Source organism: Paenibacillus sp. FSL R5-0914, assembly GCF_038004525.1.
GTDB lineage: Bacteria > Bacillota > Bacilli > Paenibacillales > Paenibacillaceae > Paenibacillus_AQ.
This window is the reverse complement of sequence record NZ_JBBORH010000003.1, coordinates 617,272-637,539: the sequence shown is the minus strand read 5'-3', so window position 1 is coordinate 637,539 and position 20,268 is coordinate 617,272. Positions and strand designations below refer to the sequence as shown.

At 47.9% G+C, this 20,268-nt stretch carries 16 protein-coding genes; 1 reads left to right on the top strand and 15 read right to left on the bottom strand.

Annotated features, from left to right (window positions below):
- Positions 1–159 precede the first annotated feature (159 nt).
- Positions 160–2,451, bottom strand: a complete 2,292-nt coding sequence (locus MKX60_RS26225; RefSeq protein ID WP_341061408.1) for an FMN-binding protein — start codon at positions 2,449–2,451, stop codon at positions 160–162.
- Between the two features lie 492 nt (positions 2,452–2,943).
- On the opposite strand from MKX60_RS26225, the gene hemH reads away from it, so the two are divergent.
- Positions 2,944–3,957: a ferrochelatase gene (gene hemH / locus MKX60_RS26220; protein WP_341061407.1), complete on the top strand. Its 1,014-nt coding sequence runs from the start codon at positions 2,944–2,946 to the stop codon at positions 3,955–3,957.
- A 91-nt stretch (positions 3,958–4,048) separates the two neighbouring features.
- Here hemH and MKX60_RS26215 read toward each other — a convergent pair whose 3' ends face one another.
- The 14 genes from MKX60_RS26215 to MKX60_RS26150 all read right to left on the bottom strand — a co-directional run bounded on the left by MKX60_RS26215 (position 4,049) and on the right by MKX60_RS26150 (position 20,234).
- Positions 4,049–4,501, bottom strand: a complete 453-nt coding sequence (locus tag MKX60_RS26215) for an IDEAL domain-containing protein (protein WP_341061405.1) — start codon at positions 4,499–4,501, stop codon at positions 4,049–4,051.
- Positions 4,502–4,824: 323 nt separating this feature from the next.
- Positions 4,825–6,636 carry an adenine deaminase gene (ade, locus tag MKX60_RS26210; protein ID WP_445670773.1) on the bottom strand — a complete coding sequence of 604 codons (1,812 nt, stop codon included), beginning with the start codon at positions 6,634–6,636 and terminating at the stop codon, positions 4,825–4,827.
- A gap of 237 nt (positions 6,637–6,873) precedes the next feature.
- Positions 6,874–8,106: a pyridoxal-phosphate-dependent aminotransferase family protein gene (locus tag MKX60_RS26205; RefSeq protein WP_341061402.1), complete on the bottom strand. Its 1,233-nt coding sequence runs from the start codon at positions 8,104–8,106 to the stop codon at positions 6,874–6,876.
- 132 nt (positions 8,107–8,238) lie between these two features.
- Entirely contained in the window at positions 8,239–9,480 is a 1,242-nt protein-coding gene (allC, locus tag MKX60_RS26200) for an allantoate deiminase (RefSeq protein ID WP_341061400.1), read from the bottom strand.
- Positions 9,477–10,871, bottom strand: coding sequence for an allantoinase (locus tag MKX60_RS26195; protein ID WP_076298210.1), 1,395 nt, complete (start codon positions 10,869–10,871; stop codon positions 9,477–9,479). The genes allC and MKX60_RS26195 overlap by 4 nt, the downstream gene beginning before the upstream one ends.
- Positions 10,872–10,904: 33 nt before the next feature.
- The gene (gene uraH / locus MKX60_RS26190) at positions 10,905–11,309 is read right to left on the bottom strand and encodes a hydroxyisourate hydrolase (RefSeq protein ID WP_076286308.1); all 405 of its coding nucleotides are present in this window, start codon (positions 11,307–11,309) and stop codon (positions 10,905–10,907) included.
- Positions 11,309–12,259 (bottom strand): factor-independent urate hydroxylase, encoded by a 951-nt coding sequence (gene pucL / locus MKX60_RS26185; RefSeq protein ID WP_341061399.1) that lies wholly within the window; start codon positions 12,257–12,259, stop codon positions 11,309–11,311. The genes uraH and pucL overlap by 1 nt, the downstream gene beginning before the upstream one ends.
- 43 nt (positions 12,260–12,302) lie before the next feature.
- Entirely contained in the window at positions 12,303–12,815 is a 513-nt protein-coding gene (gene uraD, locus MKX60_RS26180) for a 2-oxo-4-hydroxy-4-carboxy-5-ureidoimidazoline decarboxylase (RefSeq protein WP_076298212.1), read from the bottom strand.
- 4 nt (positions 12,816–12,819) lie between these two features.
- Entirely contained in the window at positions 12,820–13,356 is a 537-nt protein-coding gene (locus MKX60_RS26175; RefSeq protein ID WP_341061398.1) for a (2Fe-2S)-binding protein, read from the bottom strand.
- Entirely contained in the window at positions 13,343–15,637 is a 2,295-nt protein-coding gene (gene pucD / locus MKX60_RS26170) for a xanthine dehydrogenase subunit D (protein WP_341061397.1), read from the bottom strand. The genes MKX60_RS26175 and pucD overlap by 14 nt, the downstream gene beginning before the upstream one ends.
- A 34-nt stretch (positions 15,638–15,671) precedes the next feature.
- The gene (locus MKX60_RS26165) at positions 15,672–16,571 is read right to left on the bottom strand and encodes an FAD binding domain-containing protein (RefSeq protein ID WP_341061396.1); all 900 of its coding nucleotides are present in this window, start codon (positions 16,569–16,571) and stop codon (positions 15,672–15,674) included.
- Between the two features lie 58 nt (positions 16,572–16,629).
- The gene (locus MKX60_RS26160) at positions 16,630–17,559 is read right to left on the bottom strand and encodes an ABC transporter permease (protein ID WP_042185778.1); all 930 of its coding nucleotides are present in this window, start codon (positions 17,557–17,559) and stop codon (positions 16,630–16,632) included.
- A 3-nt stretch (positions 17,560–17,562) separates the two neighbouring features.
- A complete protein-coding gene (locus tag MKX60_RS26155; protein WP_076286313.1) occupies positions 17,563–18,705 on the bottom strand; it encodes an ABC transporter permease in 1,143 nt (380 codons plus the stop codon).
- Complete coding sequence (locus MKX60_RS26150; RefSeq protein ID WP_076286314.1) at positions 18,702–20,234, bottom strand: ABC transporter ATP-binding protein; 1,533 nt, start codon at positions 20,232–20,234, stop codon at positions 18,702–18,704. Before MKX60_RS26150 ends, MKX60_RS26155 begins: the two co-directional genes overlap by 4 nt.
- Between the last annotated feature and the right edge of the window lie 34 nt (positions 20,235–20,268).

Below are 20,268 nucleotides of genomic sequence, written 5' to 3'. Positions count from 1 at the left end.
CTATATTAAACTTTAGACACTCACGTCCAAAATCCCTTTAAATCACTATACGATCTATTTTCATTTTTATGTACAGGTAGATAAAGGAGGTTACTCCACAGGCCATAATATGGCTCTAGAATAACCCCCTTTATAGATTAACTATTGATTGAAAATTGCTTATTTACCAGCGGATTCAAGTGCTGATTTAATAGCTTCTACCACTTTAGCAGATACTTCTTTCTCAGCATCATTATTTCCGAAGGCTGCTGCACGATATCCATACTTGTGTAAACTATAGCCCGTTGAAGTCGACTCAATCTCGCTCTTCACAGCCAGCTCAGCGTCAGTCAACTGGTTGACCGTTCTTGTACTTCCGTTTTTATCTAAATAGTAAACGAGCATTTTAACAGGAACGCCATGTTCTACATACGTCATAACATTTACAAGCTTATCCGTACTTACACCAATGAAGATTCCATCGAAGTAAGCCGCTTTGTTAGCTTCAACAATCTCAGCTTTCCCGTATGCTCTATCCACCGCGGTCTTGAGAGCTACACTACTACTAGTTGCACCGGAAACAGCGTCTACATCTTGCACTGCTTCTCTAGTACCTGCTGCAAGGAAGCTAGAAGTCAATTGCGGAATTGCTTTTACCACCTCTGGGTAAGCAGCTTTGCCTCTATCTACAAGATTCATTCCTACACGATACAAAGCAACATTTACGATCTTACCGTTACGCAGTGTAACGTCTGCTCTGTTTGTTCCTTTATCATAGGCATCACCAAATGCAGTGAAGGTTCCGTCTTTATAGGTTCCTTGAACTTTGGATGCGTTAGTCAAAGCATCAGTCAGAGCAGCTTTGGCAGCTGCGGATAGCTCTTCTTGACCTGTGATATCGGACATTTGCACACCTTTTTCAAGTAATACTGAAGTAAGTGTACCCACCAGTGATTTTTGTTCTGCACTTAGTTTGTCATCAGCGATCAGCTTGCCGTCAGCTCCGAACAAGCTTAATTTAATGTTTGTAACTGTATCTGAAGCAACATCAACAAGCAGTAATACTTTAGATTGGTTATCTACACCTGCGAATTTTCCGTCAAAATATTTAACTTCATCTGGAACTTTCAGTGCTTTCTCGAAAGCTCTTTCTACGGCTTGGTTCCAACCGTGACTGCTTTCTGTAGCGCCAGAAATTCCATCTACTTTCTCATCATAGTTAGTGAAGTAAGATCCATTAGCAAGCAACTTAGCTGTCATCGGAGCATTAGCTTTTACAACTTCTGCATAAGCCGTTGCACCTCTGTCAATGAGGTTGTTCCCAAGTCTGAACAGCTTCACATCCACTAGCTTACCGTTGCGGATCACGATGTCAGCTCTTTCAACACCAACACTTCTTGCAGTCCCATAAGAGGAATAGAATCCGTCTACATAAGCAGAAGTATTGTTAATCTTTGCATTCTGCTCAGCATCCCAGAAAGCATTAATCGCAGCCTTAAAGTCGGCTTCGAGTCCTACAACAGGCTCTGCAGCTGTTCCTTTAGCCAGCAATGCTGGTGTTATAGCTGCAACTGCTGCAGATTGCTCAGCTGTGTAGGCCTTCTCATCCACGAAATCACCAGCACTGTTCAGCGGGTACACTTTAACAGCTGTGAGCTTATTGGATTCGTAGGTTGCAAATACTGCATATTTACCTGTAGGATCTATACCCATATGAACACCATCAAAGTAAACTGCATCTGTATCTTTCACTGTTAGAGCTCTTTCAAACGCTCTGTCTACAGACAATTTCCATCCATTACTAGAGCGTGTTGCTCCCGAAACAGCGTCTACTGCTGCTGCTCCATCTCTTGTCTTGCCAATCAATTTATTCGTCATCAATCCATAAGCTTGCCATAAAGCGCTATAATTGTTACGAGCATCTCTGTCAATCAGCTTAGGGCTGGTTCTCAGGAGATCAATGCTAGTAATTTTTCCATCTTTAATTTCGATCTTAGCGCCTTCGGTACCTTTGGAGTAAGCATCGCCATACGCTACGTAAACCCCATCTTGATATACATTTTCCTTAACTGTAACCGGCAATGCTGTAGGTACAGGCTTAACAGTCGCTGCTGGAACTACTGTAGCCGCTGGAGCAGCGGTTGCTTTTGGCGTTGTAGCTGGTTTTGTCGTTGCTGCTGGTGCCGCTGTTGCCTTTGGTGTTGCTACTGGTTTTACCGTTGCTTTCGGTGTTTCTACTGGTTTTGCTGTTGGCTTTGGTGTTACTACTGGTTTTACTGTTGGCTTTGGTGTTGCTACTGGTTTTGCTGTTGCTGCTGGTTTTGCTGTTGGTTTAGCTGCTGGTGCATCCGCTTCTTCAGAAGCTGCGGATACTGCATCCACCTTCAAGTTCAAAGCAGGCACATTAAGTGTGTAAGCAAATGGCGCTAACAATATTGCCGCGCTAACCGTTAAAGAAATTAGTTTTTTCAATAAAATTCTCCTTTACCAAGTCCCCAGTGATATATAGCTTTTCTTAACCAAACTTACCTTTCACGGCGCCCCTTCTCTTCTTATGAAGCATTACATCTCTCTTCATAAGAACCCATCCCCCCTCTCATGCCTATGCGCGAACCATCACTTCCCAAAAAAATAATGCCTTAAATCTGTTCATTCCTTTTTACAATAAACCGCATCAAAGGTGAAATAATTCACATATAATATCAGAAAAAAATGAAGACGCTTTTTCAATCAATTTCTGGTTTGATACTACCAAACTTTTCCGCAATTCCTCTGTATCTAAAATCACATACCCTATAAGAAACATCACTATTTGCTCATAAATGTGATTTTTCATTATTTTTTCCAAACAAATACACCCACTTCCTATTCCCAAAGTAGATAACGTGATCTCGATTATTGTGTATCCAAGAATAGATATGTTATTTTAGAACGATCTCTAACATGGGAAAGGAGTTCAAAGCTTTGAACAAACAGCCACCTATTGGAGTTATTCTCGCCCAAATTGGCACACCTTCTGCACCTACTGCAAAGGCGGTACGTCCTTATCTGAAACGTTTTTTATCCGACCGCCGAATCATAGATTATTCACCACTGCTCTGGCAACCTTTGCTGCGAGGCGTTATTCTGCGCTTACGTCCACGCCGGTCGGCTGAGCTGTACAGACAAATCTGGACAACAGAAGGATCACCTTTACTCTTCCACTCATTAGCTCAGCGATCTGGTTTGCAAGCGCTTCTAGGTTCTCGGTATCAGGTAGAGCTTGGCTTAGCATATAGCGAACCAAGTATGGAACAAGCGATGAGCGCATTGGAAGCTAACGGAGTCACACGCATCATCATTGTGCCGCTATTCCCGCAATATTCGTCCACTACGACGGCATCTGTCTTCGATCAAGCGAGTTTTTCTGCACTAGGACGCCAAAGCTCCACTGGACCGGTAACAAAGCGACTTATTCCTGCACTCAGATTTATGGATGCTTATTATAATGAACCCGGTTATATTTCAGCCATGAAGTCGCATTTACTGCAGCAAATGGAACTTCTGAGCTCTAATCCTGATTTTTTTGTACTGACCTTTCACGGGATCCCCAAACGATATGCAGATACAGGCGATCCCTATCCGGAGCAATGTATGGAAACTGCGCGTCTTCTCGCTTCAGCTATGAATTGGGAGCCTGAACGCTGGCAGCTTACTTTTCAATCACGCTTCGGACGCGAAGAATGGGTAGGTCCCTCTACAGCAGATGTTTTGGGAAAGCTAGCGGAACGCGGAATTCATAAACCTTTGATTTTCTCACCGGGACTTGTAACGGATTGTCTGGAAACGCTGCACGAGCTAGCCATAGAAGGGCGCGAGCAATTTGAGGCTGGAGGAGGACATGCTGAAGACTTCACTGCAATCCCCTGCTTGAATAATCATGAGGACTGGCTTCAATTTCTGGCTCAGCATGTTGAACGAAATGCCATGGGCTGGTAATACAAAAAAACCGTCTTATCCGCAGATATTCTCTGCTGAGATAAGACGGTTTGTTATGTCCGTTCATAGGATCTAAGGATCACTAAGATGCTTATGCTGTAAGCTGCTTATATTTAGTAGTCAGTTCATGGAACCATTGCTTGTCCTGTAAGGTCAATGCAAAGTCGATTAGCTCGGCAATCTCACTCGGCTGCAAATCAGCTGAATCATTAAAAGATACTTCAGCGGTTGCAGTGGCTTCTCCATTCCCATCCTCTGCATAATCATAAGAGAAGCATATCTTGATATCACTTTCCAGAAATTCGTTACGCAGGAAATATAACACCTCACACATTAGCACAGGTCTAACATGATCATCAAAGATACATTCCATAACCTTCGCCCAGTACTGCTGATTGCTGAGGTGTAGCTTATCATTGGTTAAGAGATATTTCTCACCCTGAAAATCAGTGACAAATCTCAGCTCAAGCGGCTTCATTTTAAAAATAGTAGCAATTTGCTTCATGCTAATATTCAGAATGTCTTGCGTTTCTAGTCTGATCATCTCTCATGCACCTCGTCCCTCTTAGTTGGGTTACCTGAAACCTGATGATATCTATAATTTCGTTAAATGCCAATAATGTAAAATTAACTCTATCCATTCACTTTAATTTTTATCTAATTTAACATTATTATCGTCAACTGACTACGCTTTGTTAATATTTTTTCATTAATTCCACAGAAAAATGTTTCAATCTTTGTCCATCTGTTTAATATGTATATTTAAAAACTTAGTCTTTCTTATTTTCACAACAAAAAACTGTTCTGAATGGTCATTACGACCTCAGAACAGTTTTTTGCATTAGGATTATACTTCGGTTAATTTACTTAAACAAACAATGGCACTAACTGTATTCCCTCGGGTGAAATCCGCACGAGTCCTTTATCTGTGATACGTAACGTTGGGATAACCGCCAAAGCAAGCAGCGATAAAGTCATAAACGCGTAATTCAAAGTACAGCCGGCATCATACAACGCTTTGCTGATCGCAGCTGATTTTGCAGCAGCAATTTCGAACGGTTCCGTGGACATTAGACCTGCAATAGCCAACGGGAATAATGTTTCCCCACTGGATGTGATCATGCAAACACCACCCTGGGCATCCGCCACCGCATTTGCAGCTTTAGCCATTAACTCATCATCATTGCCGATGACGAGTACATTATGACTATCGTGAGCAACCGTCATTGCAATGGCAGCCGGCTCTTTAAATCCAATACCTTCGACAACGGCCACTGATTTATTGCCTGTACCTTTATGACGTTCGAGCACTGCGATTTTGCACAAACCTTCTATAGCATTTACATCCAGTTGCCCCTCCACTACAGGTATCGAAACCATACGCTCAATAGTCTCCACATGATTTTCTCTTACTTTAATAACTCTTGTAGTAAGTTCACCTGTTTGAATTGGAGCAGCAATGATGAAATCTTCTGAAGTAGGACGCTGTGGCAAATGAACCGAAGCCAACACTTCCTCCGGATAGGCGAATTTAGCAAGCTCTGCCGTCATTACTCCGTTCTCCGCAACTACTACACCTGCGGCAATTGTCATCACTACATTAATATCCGCCAAATTCCCGTCTAAAAGGATGATATCTGCAAAAGAACCCGGAGTAATAGATCCGATATCCCGCGCTAAACCAAAGCGTTCAGCAGTATTAATGGTAGCCATTTGGATAGCCGTTATAGGCTTAACACCTTGAGCAATAGCATCACGGAGGACGAAATTCATATGCCCTTCATCTCGTAAGGATTCCGAACTACGATCATCCGTTACCAGCATCATTCGGCGTGTATCAATGCCGTGTTCTGTATGGGCCGTAATTGTTTTAGCCACATCATGCCAAGCGGAACCCCGACGCATTTTGGCATACATCCCCAGTCGAACGCGCTCAATCACATCGTCTGCTGTCACACACTCATGATCGCCAGTCACACCTGCCGCAGCATACACGGGCAGTCTCCAGTCGCTGGAAGGCCATGTGAAATGACCATCTACAAATCTGCCTGCCCGCAGCGTAGCTTGAATTTCCCCAAGCATTTTCTCATCGCCATAAACAACGCCAGGAAAATTCATCACTTCACCCAGCGCAATCACATCGGGTCCCCAAGTAAAGGCTTCTGCCACTTCTTCTGGTCCAATAGAAGCTCCCGTTGTCTCGAATTCCGCACCTGCCGCAGGCACACAAGAAGCCACCTGCATGTAAGCCGCTAACGGTGTCCCGCGCATCTCATCGAGCATCAATTGAATCCCCTTCAGCCCAAATACATTAGCAATCTCATGAGCATCAAAGAAACCACCTGTTGTACCCAGCGGCAGAACCGCACGGGAGAATTCAGTAACGGTCAGCTGTGTGCTCTCAATATGACAATGGCCATCGAGTAGTCCCGGAGCTATATACTTACCGTTCGCCTCAATAACCTGCGTTCCTTCACCAATCATATGTGTCACATCTTTACCAACATAAGCGATACGCCCACCTTGTATACCAACAGACATTCCTTCTAAAATTTCACCAGAGCATACATTAACCAGCTTTCCACCTGTAATTACTAGTGTTGCCGGTTTATCTCCTCTTGCCGTAGCCACAAGCTCAGGTACACAATCTGCTAAAGGCTTTCTTGTAAAAGTTGTCATAATCATCTCTCCCCCGTTAGTATCCAAGTGCGTTCTTGATGTAGTGAATAGATTCATAATAATAGAGGATTGCTTAACCATCGGCTGTGTTGATATCATAGTTGGCAAATCTGATATTGTACGAAAAAACGGCTCCGTCATCCCTATAGATGATAGCCGTTTTCTTAATCCAAAGATTGTCCAACACTCCGGACATGCCCCTGGTATGAACTCACCCGCCAGCATCTATTCCAACGATTATCTTACGTTTTCCTCATATACGTCAAGTGCCGCTTGAACACAAAGTCCGTAAGAAACTTCAAATCCGTGTCGCAGCAACGCTGCTTCCAAAGCTCCAAGCAAACGCAGCACATTATTCGTACGGCAGCTAAAGCCCATCGTGCCAATGCGCCAGATCTTTCCTTTCAGAGGTCCAAAGGAGCTGGCAATTTCAATGCCGAACCGCTCCAGCAGCAGCGTGCGTACAGATTCACCGTCTATGCCCTCAGGAATCAGCACACAGGTAACAACGGTAAGTTTGCAGGACGGCTCCCCGTAAAGTTCAAGCCCCATAGCTGTTAATCCAGCTACAAGTGCTTTTTCATGGAGGATATGTCTGGCGAATCTGGCATCCAGCCCTTCTTCAAGGGTAAGCCGCAAGCCCTCCCGCAGTGCATAAAGCATTGAGGTCATCTCTGTATGATGATTGAGACGTTGTGGACTCCAGTAATCCTGAAGCATGCCGAGATCGAAATAATTGCTGCGGACAAAAGATAAGTCACCTGGCTGGACATCACTTGTTCTAATCCCTCGTTCTACTCGTTTTCGGGTCATGAGCTTAGCTTCAGCACGATCATTATACGTTATCGGTGCCATTCCGGAAGGGACGGACAGGCATTTCTGTGTACCGCCAACGACGGCATCCAACATCCAAGCATCTGTCTCGACAGGAATGCCCCCAATGGTTGCAACTGCATCAACTATGAATAAAGCATCCATCCGGCGGCAAGCTCTACCGATTTCCGCGAGTGGCTGCACACGTCCTGTAGAGGTCTCCCCATGAACCATTGCGACCACATGTGGCTTAAAAGTCTCCATAGCTGCTATCACTTCCTCCGGCTCAAACACACTCCCCCATGGCTTTTCCAGCACGAACACCTCAGCGCCACATCTTTCAGCAATCTCATGCAATAGATGTCCGAAGCGGCCAAAGATCGGAATCAGCACACGTTCACCCGGCAGGATTAAGCTGACCATCAACGCCTCAATACCAGCGCGAGAGGTCCCATCTATAGGGTAAGCCCATGCATTTCGGGTAGCGAACAGCTCCCGCAGCATTTCCATCGTTTCATTCATAATAGAGGTGAACTCTGGATCAAACTGACCCAGCACCGGAAAAGACATCGCCCGCAGTACACGCGGATCTACCTCGACCGGACCTGGAGTCATAATACAGCGTTGGGACGGCGACAAATCTTCGTAACGCTTCATGATGATCCTCCCTTCAAGTAGAAACGGCTATGCCGTCCTTTAAGGGACGGGCTCCGTTTCAGCGAGAAATATAAGGATAAAGTATAGAGTAAACATATACTTCCTTATATTTAAAAGTTCGGCGAACTCTTTTTAATAAGCTAACTCATATAACATCGCAGTCAGCACCTCAAGCCCAGCAACGAGCTGCTCAGGGGAAGTATACTCTTCCGGAGAATGGCTGATGCCAGCTCGGCTTGGCACAAATATCATCGCAGTAGGGCAACGCGGCGCAAACAGCTGGGCGTCATGTCCCGCTCCACTTACCATCATGCGGTACGTCTTCGCCTGTTGGCGGCAGATATTTTCCAGCATTGCAGATAGCTTCGTATCCATAGGCGCAGGGACTGTGTGGAGCACGGATGTAACCTCAAGAATCACCCCACGTTTAACAGCAATTTCATTACATTCCGCAAGAAGCTTCTCACAGAAACGTTCCAGTTCGTCCTCTTCACTATGGCGGATATCTAATGTAAAAAGAACCTCACCCGGGATCACATTTGGCGTATTCGGGTACACCTCAAGCTTACCCGAGGTTGCTACAAGAGGTTCACCAGCCGTTTTAGCAGAACTTTCAAGCACGTACAGCATTTCAACCGCACTAGCCAGTGCATCCTGCCGCATAAACATCGGTGTCGTGCCCGCATGATTAGCAATACCACTGACCTTGACCACATATCGTCTCTGACCAACAATCCCCTGAACTACGCCTATCTGAGTGTCTGTCTTCTCCAGAATAATCCCCTGCTCGATGTGCAGTTCTACAAAAGCACCAATATCATTTCTGGCCCCATTCTCATCTGTTACACCTTGCAAAAAGCTGGATTCCGTCATTGCTGCCTGTAATGTCACTCCCTCTGCATCTATACAGGTCTCGGCCTCGCTTCCGTCATACCTTTCCGTGACATGGCCCGAACCCCAATAAGCAAGCGGAAATCGGCTCCCCTCTTCTTCACAAAAAGATACGACCTCAAGCGTCCGCTGCGGCTGGCCAAAGTTCCTCTGCAAATCTTGAAGCGCAATCATAGCCGCAGCGATCCCATAGGCACCATCATATTTTCCGCCATTGACTACAGTATCGATATGCGATCCGGTTAAAATAACCTTTTGCTGCGGATCGCGTCCACTCAATCGTCCATATACATTGCCAACCTTGTCTATGGAAACTTCTAAGCCGAGTCCAGCCATTTTTTCCTGCAAAAAAATCTGCGCCTGACTCCATTCCTCCGTATATAGCAGTCTAGTAACTCCTGGCCCAGGTGTGGTGAATGCCGCCAGCTCCTCCAGCAGCTCCAGCAGTTTCTGAGTCGACGCTTGAACACTGGAATCATTCATAGGCTGTACTGCTCCTTCCTAATTCGCAGCCACTGTCCACCTCCCTCACTGATCACTCCTTCTTCAGAGGTATAGACCACATTCCCGCGGCAGATCGTAGCAACTACCTTGCAGGATAAAGTTCTTCCGATGTAGGGGCTGTGCTTGTGGCGATACAATAAATCCTCCGCAGTCAGCGTATAGGTTGTGCTTGGATTCAGCAGAACTAGATCGGCATCTAGACCTAGGGCTATAGCGCCTTTACGATGCTCTATTCCAAAACGTTTTGCGGGTTGCCCTGCGAGCAGACTGGAAATTAATGTAACAGGCAACCCCCGCACATTCACGCCTTCATGGAACATAAGCTCCAGACTGCTCTGCGCACCCGAGATCCCACCCCAAGCTGCAAAAAAAGACAAGTCCGGCTTCACCTTCAATTCCGTTGGACAGGGGGAATGATCCGAAGCAATCAGATCGATTTTGCCTTGGGCCAGCATCTCCCATAACTTCTCCTGCTCCACCGCACTTCGCAGCGGAGGCGCACACTTCGCCACAGGGCCTAAAGCCTCCATATCATTTTCAGTGAGGACCAGATAATGTGGACAGGTTTCTGCCGAAACGTCCAGACCTCGAAGCTTAGCTTCATAGATTTTCTCAATGGCGGCGGCCGTGCTGATATGAACAAAATGCAACCGGCAACCAGTACGTTCACTGTACAGCAGCGCCCTGGACACTGCCTCCAGCTCTGCTTCAGCAGGGCGGCAAGCCGCAAAATCACTTGCGCTGGTTCTGCCATTTCGCACTGCATCTGCGGTCAACACCGCCGTGATATCCTCACTTTCTGCATGCAGCGCCAGAATCCCGCCCAGAGAAGCGATTCGCTGCATCCCTTGATAGAGTGTATCCTCATCCACTTCACGGAATCTGCCTTCGCCCTCCCCTCCAGGATTGGAGAGAAAGGCTTTAAACCCAGTGACGCCAGCAGCTGCCAATGCTTCCAAATCATCCAGATTTCCCGGAACGAGACCACCCCACAGCACATAATCAACGGCAGAGTTTCCAGCCGCAGCATCTACCTTTTGACAAAGCGCAGCCTCGTTCACAGTAGGTGGATTGCCGTTAAGCGGCATATCTGCATAGGTTGTACAGCCGCCAGCTGCCAGCGCCGCAGAACCGCTGCGAAAGCCTTCCCAATGTCCAAACGTTGGTTCATTAAAGTGGACATGCATATCAATCATACCGGGGAGGACATAGAACCCATCTGCGTCGATGACTTTGGTTAGCGGCGCAAGCGAAAGTTCCTCTCCAAGTGCGACAATCTTACCCTCTGATACTGCAATATCCAGCTTGAGTACCTGATCGGGCAGCACTACATTCCCGTTCTTAATCACAAGTTCATAGGATTCCTTCATGAGCTGCCACCTCCTCCGGTCGTCAACTTTCTCCTAACTTCCCCGATACGTACTATATCCACCAGGAGCTACTAGCAAAGGTACATGGTAGTGTTGCATGGAGCTCTCTATATGAAAGCGAATAGGTATCTGTTCTAGAAAAAAAGACATCTCACGTTGAGTATCTACTGACCTTTCTGTTACTCCTATGTCAGCTGCTGACGCTTTGGCATCAGCTCTACGATAGTAATCGCCGACCATAAACAGCAACTCGTAACATCCAGCCTCCATCTCGTTTCCCTCGAGCAGAGGGGCATCCAGCCTCCCGTCACTGTTCGTGACCTCTTCACACAGGAGCTTGCTCACCCCATCCGTAAGCTTCCAGAGCTGAAGCGTCAGACCTGTAGCAGGAATCCCCCGCGACAGATCCAGCACATGGGTGGTAAGACGCCCGCTCATTACGCTGTCTCTCCGACCAGATCTGCACGGCTAACAGAAAAGCCCTGAAAACCATAGGGTGGACGAGGTTCGGTGAAGACTCCACCTTTAGTTTCTTCAGGCTCAACAATGGTTTCCCAAGTCCGGTTATTGGACTCAAATGAAACGGTAGCCAGCTGTGGAGAACGGGACAATAAGCGCAGCCCAATTTGATAAATCAACGATTGGATTGATGGACTGTTCAGCTCATGAAAAGCGCTATGGGCGATATCGCGAACCTGCTCCGCAGCCACATATTGGCCTAGATCTCCATCCAGAGCATGCTCAACATCACTGTAGGTCCAGTTAATATTCAGAAAAATATAAAGCGGACGGTCAAAGCTCTCCGGCAATGTTGTGTACTCATCACGGACGAATCCATAAAACGAGCTTCCACTCACTTTTATCAGCTGTAAATCCTTCAATCGGCATTCATGAGCGATAACCTCAGTCCCATCCTCTCCACGTTTTACTGTCAGCGAAGCGGAATAAGATTCATTATTGGAGTGACGCAGCACTAAATGACTCTGTTTAAGCCCCTCACCCCCGGGCACCATCACCTGTTCAAAAGGTAACCGGTCTGCGGAAACTGAAACTGCGGTGACATGATCGTATTTATCGAGAAAACGGCTACTTAGAAGCTGCAGTAGCCCCTCCGTTGTGCTTCCAGTGTAGTCCGCGGTATTGCGCAGAATGAAATTTTTCATAGAATCGGTAGCAACGACCATGGAATTATCCCCCTCTGAAAAAGAAGGAAGAAACGCTTCGCCCGTGACCGCGAATGTAATATTATGTGCGAATATAATGTTGTCGCAGCCCGTGAAGGAAGATTCGGGAACGGGGGTAACGGCCAGCGGTTTAGCATAGGTACGATAAGTTAACACATCACTTTTCCCATAAAACATTGTACGTCCGTTAATTGGTTCCAGCATGGCTGACAACCTCCCCGTTTATGATCAATGAATGAATGAATAATTAAATAATTAAATCACTTAGGCGAAATCTCGTAATTGTACCGACTTCAGAAAAGGCTTGAACCCATTCCTCCTGAGGGGAACGCTCTACTCGAACTCCAATGGCGCTGATAATGTCATCTTTGTTTTTGCCACGAACAGCTAGAATAAAAGGAAAATGAAATTTGTCCGTATACTTTCGATTCAGATCATTTAATAGATTGAACTCTTCCGTTGTTAGCCAATCCAGTCCAGCTCCCTGCTGCTCAGAGGCAGACAAAGCCGTAACTTGAAGCCTAGTCGCCAAATCTGGGTGAGCTTTTAATAGTCCCTCCATTCGGCTCCGGTCAGCACTCAGTACGGTCTGCATCATTGTGCTATGCAAATGCTCTAAAGAATGGAATGGAATCTGCTTATAAGCCTCCTCTGCTACCCACGGTGAATGTTCAAAAATGCCGCCTAGATGCTTCACAAAATCCGTTATACTCATGGCATTTATCTCTTCCAACGTAAACCTGCCTTCAGAAACGACCATCCACTCAACCTCCAATAGCTTTGTTAACAGCTCGTAAAATGCCACCGTACCCCGTACAGCGACAAATGTTACCCGATAAAGCTTCTTCCACTTCAGCCTGAGTAGGATGCGGGTTCTCTTCCAGCAGAGCAACCACCGAGATGACCATCCCTGGTGTGCAATAACCGCATTGGAACCCCCCCTCTTCTAAAAAAGCCCGCTGAACGGGATGCAGGCCTACTTCACTAAGACCCTCAATTGTTGTAATTTCCGCACCTGAGCATTGATAGGCCATAACCAGACATGAATTCACTGGACGTCCATCCACCAGCACCATACATGCCCCGCAGCGGCCAATCTCACAAGAACGTTTTGTGCCGGTCAGCTCCAAATCTTCACGTATGACCTTTAAAAGCCGGCGGGAGGGTGGAATCTCCGTGGATATCGCTTTCCCATTGAGATTGCAATTAAAGGTGAACCTTTCTTCTGCAAAAGCTTCCTCAGACGATAAGGGGTCAAGGTTATCTTCATCTAGATTCGGATCTGAATTATGGCTCGGCATGGATGTTCACCACCTTTTGTGGAATAAACGGTGTAGACTGCAGCCATTCGGGATCAATGGGCAGCTTGGTTACCCGCTTCCCTACAGCCTGAAATATGGCTGACACGACTGCCGGAGCTAAATTGACGGAACCCACCTCTCCAATGCCGCGAGGACCGTACGTGTCATGATCCGGCAAATCCTCTATCGGCTGCACCTGAATGCTGCCATTCATGTCGGCAATGGTCGGCACCAAATAGGTGTCTAAATTTTTGGTGACATAGCTGCCGCCTGACATCACAGCATCCTCTGACAAGGTGAAACCGACCGCCATACTGCTGCCACCTTCGATCTGTCCAAGATAACCTTGCGGATTAGCCACCGGTCCCGCCGCTACCGCATGATATTGATCCAGTACACGAACACGTCCAGTAAGCAGATTAACTTCCACGCGGACTGCGATTGCAGAATAGGTGTATAGGAAATGTGCCCCCACTCTTTTAAAGGGTGTGGTTGGATAAGTAAACTTTGTATTACAGACAATGGGTTCTGAAATACGCTGTGCCAAGTCCTTGTAAGTCAGAAGCAGACCGCCGTCTTTTAGCCAAATGCCGCCAGAGCCGAGCTTCATTTCATAGTTATCCAGCTCTGGCTTTATCATCGCAGCTGCCTGCAGCACTCGAGCGGTGAAGTCTGGACGCAGCCGTTTTAAGGCCATCCACATCATGCTGGTTGATCGGGAAGCCGTACTAGATCCGCTATCGGGCACAACATCCGTATCGCCAATGACGATGCTTAGATCCTCTGCCGCCAAGCCAAACTGTTCAATCAGCATTTGTTCCATGGTTGCGATTAACCCCTGACCAAACTCCTCGTAACCAAACACCGCCTCAATTTTGCCCTCTAGCGTCAAAGAGAGCCTGCCACCCGCCGGATCGGGAATACCATAGCCAAGTCCTGCACCATGCATAGCTATAGCAGCACCCGTTCCAGTTACGATCCAAGGTTCCACAACACCTGAATCACTGTCTGTAGATGCGGCCTCAGTCATAAGAGGCGAACCCGCCAGCGCTTCCCACACCTGAAAGGCACCATCGGTCTGAGCAATTTCCTGACCCAGCGGCCCCAGATCTCCATATTTACGCAAATTGCGGCGGCGCATTTCCCACGGATCGATCTGCAATCGCTCAGCCAACCGATCGATTTGTCCCTCCAAAGCGAAAATCGCCTGATTGCCGCCAAAACCGCGAAATTCACCAGATACACCGTTATTGGTATATACAGCAAAACCCTTCACATCCACATGATCGATGATATAGGGGCCCATCACATGTTCTGTCGCAAAGTTGAGCACCTCCGCCCCCAGTGTTGCGTAAGCTCCCGTATCCGAAATAATTCTGACCTGATGTGCCCTGATGATTCCTTCGGGGTCGCAGCCAGTTTTCATGGTGATTTTCATGGGATGGCGTTTTAGTCCTGCACGTACCGATTCAGCTCTCGAATTATGCAGTCTTACCGGACGGAGTGTCCGCAAGGCGAGCAGCGCTCCATATGGCTGTACATTCAGCTCGTCTTTTCCTCCAAAGGACCCGCCGATAGGACTCGAGATGACGCGAATATCTTCTTGAGGAATAGCCAGAATTCTGGATAGCTGCAGGCGATCCATCAACCCATGTTGTGTAGCTGAATATACGGTAAGCCGTCCGTTATCCTCTGGGATAAACAGTCCACCTTCAGTCTCCATATAGGTGTGCATTTGGCGTGGTGTATAGTAAGTCTCCTCTACCACATGACAGCAATCCGTAAATACCGTTTCCGGCTCCCCTTTCCGATATTCCGTATGATGAAGCACGTTTCCCTCGGCATGCAGCAAAATTGCGTCCTTTTTCATCGCCTCTTCCGGATTCTCGAGTAAGGGTAGAAGCTCATAATCCACTTCGATAAGAGATAAGGCGTATTCCGCAATTTCGTCCGTCTCTGCCGCGACTGCCGCAATCGCATCGCCAGTGTAACGCACACGGTCACTGCAAAATACCGGTTGATGCGGCAAAGCTATGCCAAAGCCGTTAAGTCCGGGCACATCCTCATGAGTAATTACAGCGTGTACACCAGGGACTTCAACGGCCTTCTCAATGCGTATGGACAAAATACGAGCATGTGCCTGCTCACTGCGGAGCACGCGGCCGATCAACATTCCTTCTGCCCTCATGTCGGTCAAATACTGCAGCTTACCGGATACCTTGCCCTCTCCATCGGGTCGTGTACGCCAGCGGCTACCGCTGGATTCCTTATTCAGCAGCATTTTCCCTCTCTCCTTTCGTCGGGTTATTCACCTCTTAACTCCGTATATTCATAGCCTTCCACAGCTCAGATACAACCAAATTCCCAACAGTCTTTTTCTTGTAAAGTTCTGATGCAAAGGGATCACTATACGTCTCAAAGCTGTTCTCAACCCCTTCATATAAAGAAGCCAACAGCTCCTCTGTATACCTCACACCTTCAAGCATAACTTCAGCCCTACTTAGTCGCTGCGGCCGCCCAGAGCCCCCACCTGCGGCGATACGCACCTCACGGAAACGGAGTTCCTCATCGATTGATGCTGAGATTGCTACCGTTACAAGTGAAGGGGTGAACGCTTCCCGGCGGCCAACCTTACGGAAAATTTCTAGCCTATCCATTAAGGGACTCTCTAAGCGAGTAGGTGAGATGCGAATCTCAGCCACAAGATCTGCCGCAGGTTTTATCCCGCTCCAGTGATTGTTTAGCCACTCTATCAAAGGTAGTGCTGTCATAAATTTGCCGTCAAAGGAGATTAACTCCGCGTCATAGACCAGTAACGCAGGTAGAATATCTCCGAAGCCAGAAGCGATATTGCCCCCGAGCGTGGCAAGATTACGCACCGACGGAGCCGCTATGCAACGTGCAGCCTCTTGCAGCGCAGGAGCCACGGCCTGCAAATGCTCATTACTGCGGCACTGGGAGAGTGGAACAAGAGCGCCCAGAGATAAGTGAAATTCCGTTAAGGTAATGTCGCCGAGATTTGTGATTTGCCGAAGATCAATCAGCTGTTTGGGCATATGATCCGTTCCATTTTCCCACCCTGTTCTCAGCAATGTTCCTCCTGCGACATATCGGGAACTGTCTCCAAACGCCGTTTTTCTCTCCCAAGCTTCGTGCAGGCTGCGGGGTTGAATTACTTCAGGTAGCCTTCCATCCTCTTCCCTTATAACTCCCATACACTCCGCCCCCCTTTTTGAGTACCAGATTGCCGCTTCCCTTCTCGTATAGCCTGCCTTAAAACCTTTGTTCCCGAATATAAGGAACTCCGAGCGCCTCCGGTGTACCGGATGGTTTGTTGCGATTGCGGTACCCCAGGTACATCAGGACCAGAATGGTCACAAGGTACGGAATCATTTTGAGAAAATAGGGCGGAACTGCACTGCCCAGCAATTGAATGCGGAAGCCAAGTGAATCCAATGCCCCAAAAAAGTAAGCGCAGAACAAGGCGCGCAGCGGATTCCATCTGGCAAAAATCACTAGCCCTACCGCAATCCAGCCTCGACCGGCTGTCAGCCCTTCATTCCAGGTTGGCGCATAGGCCAATACCATATCCGCTCCGGCCAGGCCGATGAGAGCAGCACCGGTGATCACATAGCTGTAGCGGATAAGCTGCACACGGATCCCCATCACATCTGCGGTAGCCGGACTGTCTCCGACTGCCCGCAAATGCAGGCCCCATGAAGTGCGGTGAATTAGCAGATGCAGAGCAAGCACTAGCAGCAGGCTGAACCAGGTTAGGTAATCCATGTTGCCGAATATTTTTCCGATGAACGGTACATTTTCCAGCCAAGCCAGATGCAGTTTAGGAGATGTTCCCGGCAAAGGAATGCCGCTGATCGGTTTACCAAGATAAGCGCTCAACCCACTGCCGAACAGGGTCATCGCAAGACCGGACATCGTTTGATTCGCCCGCAAGGTCACACAGAGAAAAGAATGCAGCAAACCAAGCACAGCCGTTACAGCTACGGTAGCCAGCAGAGCCAGCAGCAGGTTTCCGGAGCGAATATACACGATACAAGTGGTGACCGCTCCCATCAGCATCAGACCTTCAGCCCCAAGCTGTATAATGCCGGCTCGTTCATTTAGAATGCCTCCCAGCGTAGCCAGCAGCAGCGGGGTCCCTGCGGAAATAGCGGCAATAAGTAGCTGTGTTGTAAAATCCATTGCCTATCTCCCCCCTTTCAGCTGAACCCGGCTACGGCGAATGCGGAAACGGTAGATCATATCGCCAGCAATCAAGAAAAACAGGATGGAGCCCTGCAGCATTTCTGATATCGATGAGGGCAGCCCGATGGTTTGAACACTATATCCGCCAACAATTAAGCCACCGAATAAAATAGAAGTAACGATTAGACCGAGTGGATTCAATTTGGCCAACCAAGCCACAATAATGGCGGTGTATCCATAACCCGGTGAAATGCCCTGCATCAGCTTGTGTGTAACACCGGAGACCTCCGCCATGCCAGCGATCCCGGCGAGCCCCCCACTGATCAGCATGACGATAATAATATGGCGCTTGATAGGAATCCCCGCGTATCTGGCTGCAACAGGATTGGCCCCAATCAGACGGAGCTCGTAACCCCACTTGGTAAAACGAATCATTAAGTAATAAATCACAACGGCGATAAGTCCAAATAACAATCCAATATGCAATCTTGTACTTCCGAGAACAGGCAGCGACTGAGCCGCAGTAAACATAGGTGATCCCGGGAAATTAAATCCTTTAGGATCTTTCCAAGGTCCGAATACCACGTAATCGAGCGCCAATAGGGCAACATAATTCAGCATTAATGAAGTGATTAGCTCATTCACTCCAAAATGCGTCCGCGGAATAGCAGTCAATAGTCCCCAAAGCGCACCCGCGGCAATCCCGAACAGCAGCATTAAGCTCAGGGACCAGAATGAAGGTAAGTCAGGAAAATAAATCGTGACCGCTGTGGCCGCCATAGCCCCAACGGTTAACTGGCCTTCTGCTCCAATATTCCATACCGAAATGCGGTAAGCCACAGCAATCCCAAGCCCACATAGGAGTAGCGGGATCGCTTTAACCATCGTTTCCGTGAGCCCATACGCAGTGCCAAATGCACCACGGAACATTTTTTCATAGACCAGCACCGGATTCATGCCATTCGCCGCAATAAATAGGGCACACAACAATAACGCTAAAATTATAGATACAATAGGTGTCCACCAAGGAGAACGGATGCGGCTGGCATCGTATTCGAAACGTAGAGAGAATCGTTTTCCGGAGTGAGAGGGGAGGGGTTCCAGGAAAGCTGCTGCGGTATTTCTTCCATTCTCCAGGCTCATACGGCGCTCTCCTCTCTATTATGAATACCAGCCATTAGTAGTCCGATGCTCTCTCGATTCGCTTCCTCATGTGTACTCTCACCAATAATTGAGCCGTTATAGATCACTAGAATCCGGTCGGACAACTGAAGCAATTCATCTAAATCCTCCGAAATTAACAACACGCCACTACCTGAACCACGCAGCTCCATAAGAAGGTCGTGAACACCAGCCGTGGCACCTACATCCAGCCCTTGTGTCGGATGAACGGCGACCATCAGCTTAGGCCGATGACTGATTTCACGTGCAAAGAGCAGCTTCTGCTGATTACCACCTGACAACTGTTGTACTGGCGTCTCCAGCTCAGGTGTTTTGACGTTAAAGCGCTGGACCAGCTCCTGTGACCACAAACGGTTCTTCGCGGTCTTCAAGAAACCATATTTGGAGTGCTCCTCTGAGCGGTAAGACTTAAACAAAAGATTATCCACCGATCCGAGGCGTCCAGCTAAACCGCTCTTCATCCGGTTCTCCGGCACGTGGGAGATTCCTGAATCAATTGCCCCTCTAACCGAAGCCGATTTCACCGTCTTTCCATCAAACGTGATTTCACCACTTTTCCAGCCTCTAAGACCTGTTAACACTTCAGCCAGTTCCTTTTGCCCGTTGCCAGCTACCCCAGCTACGCCTACAATCTCCCCTTTACATACGTTCAGAAAGAAGTGATCCAGTGCTTTTCGCCCGTGATCGGCATATACGTCCACATCTTTCACTTCTAATAAAGAATCCCCTTCAGTGGCTTCCCGTTCTTGACGGGTGATGGTTACTTCCTTGCCCACCATCAGACGAGCCAGCTCCAGTTCATCTGTATCTGCCGTGGTCAGTGTGGCGATCATTTTCCCTTTGCACATGACGGAAATCCGATCGGAGGACGCCATAACCTCTTTCATTTTATGAGTAGTCATAATAACCGTTTTTCCTGCCTGCTTCATGACCCGCAGCGTTTCAAATAGCTGTTCCACCTCTCCCGGGGTCAATACAGAGGTTGGTTCATCCAGAATAATAATGTCAGCCCCGCGATACAGCGTCTTAACGATTTCAACACGCTGCTGCTCACCCACGGACAACTGCCAGATCGGGCGATCCACCGGGAAATTCAGTCCAAACCGTTCCGCTAATGCCTCTATCTCCTCGCGTTTGTTCTTCATCCACTTACGGCCGCGCCAGAAAGACGACTTTTCGCCAAGCACGATATTTTCTGCTGCTGTGAGGCTTTGCACCAGCCTAAAGTTCTGAAACACCATACCTACACCCAGCTGCGCAGCATCTTTAGGAGAACGGATCTGAGCACCTTTCCCATGAATGAAGATTTCTCCTTCATCTGCTCTGTACACCCCTGACAGCATGCTCATCACCGTGCTCTTCCCGGCCCCATTCTCCCCAAGCAACGCATGAATCTCACCCGCATTTGCCGAAAAGTCGACTTGATCACTGGCGGTTACCGAGCCGAATTTTTTCACAATCCCCCGCATTTCAACTGAAGTTCCCCGCATGGCCTGAACCCCTCCTTCCTTCAAGTTGTAGTAC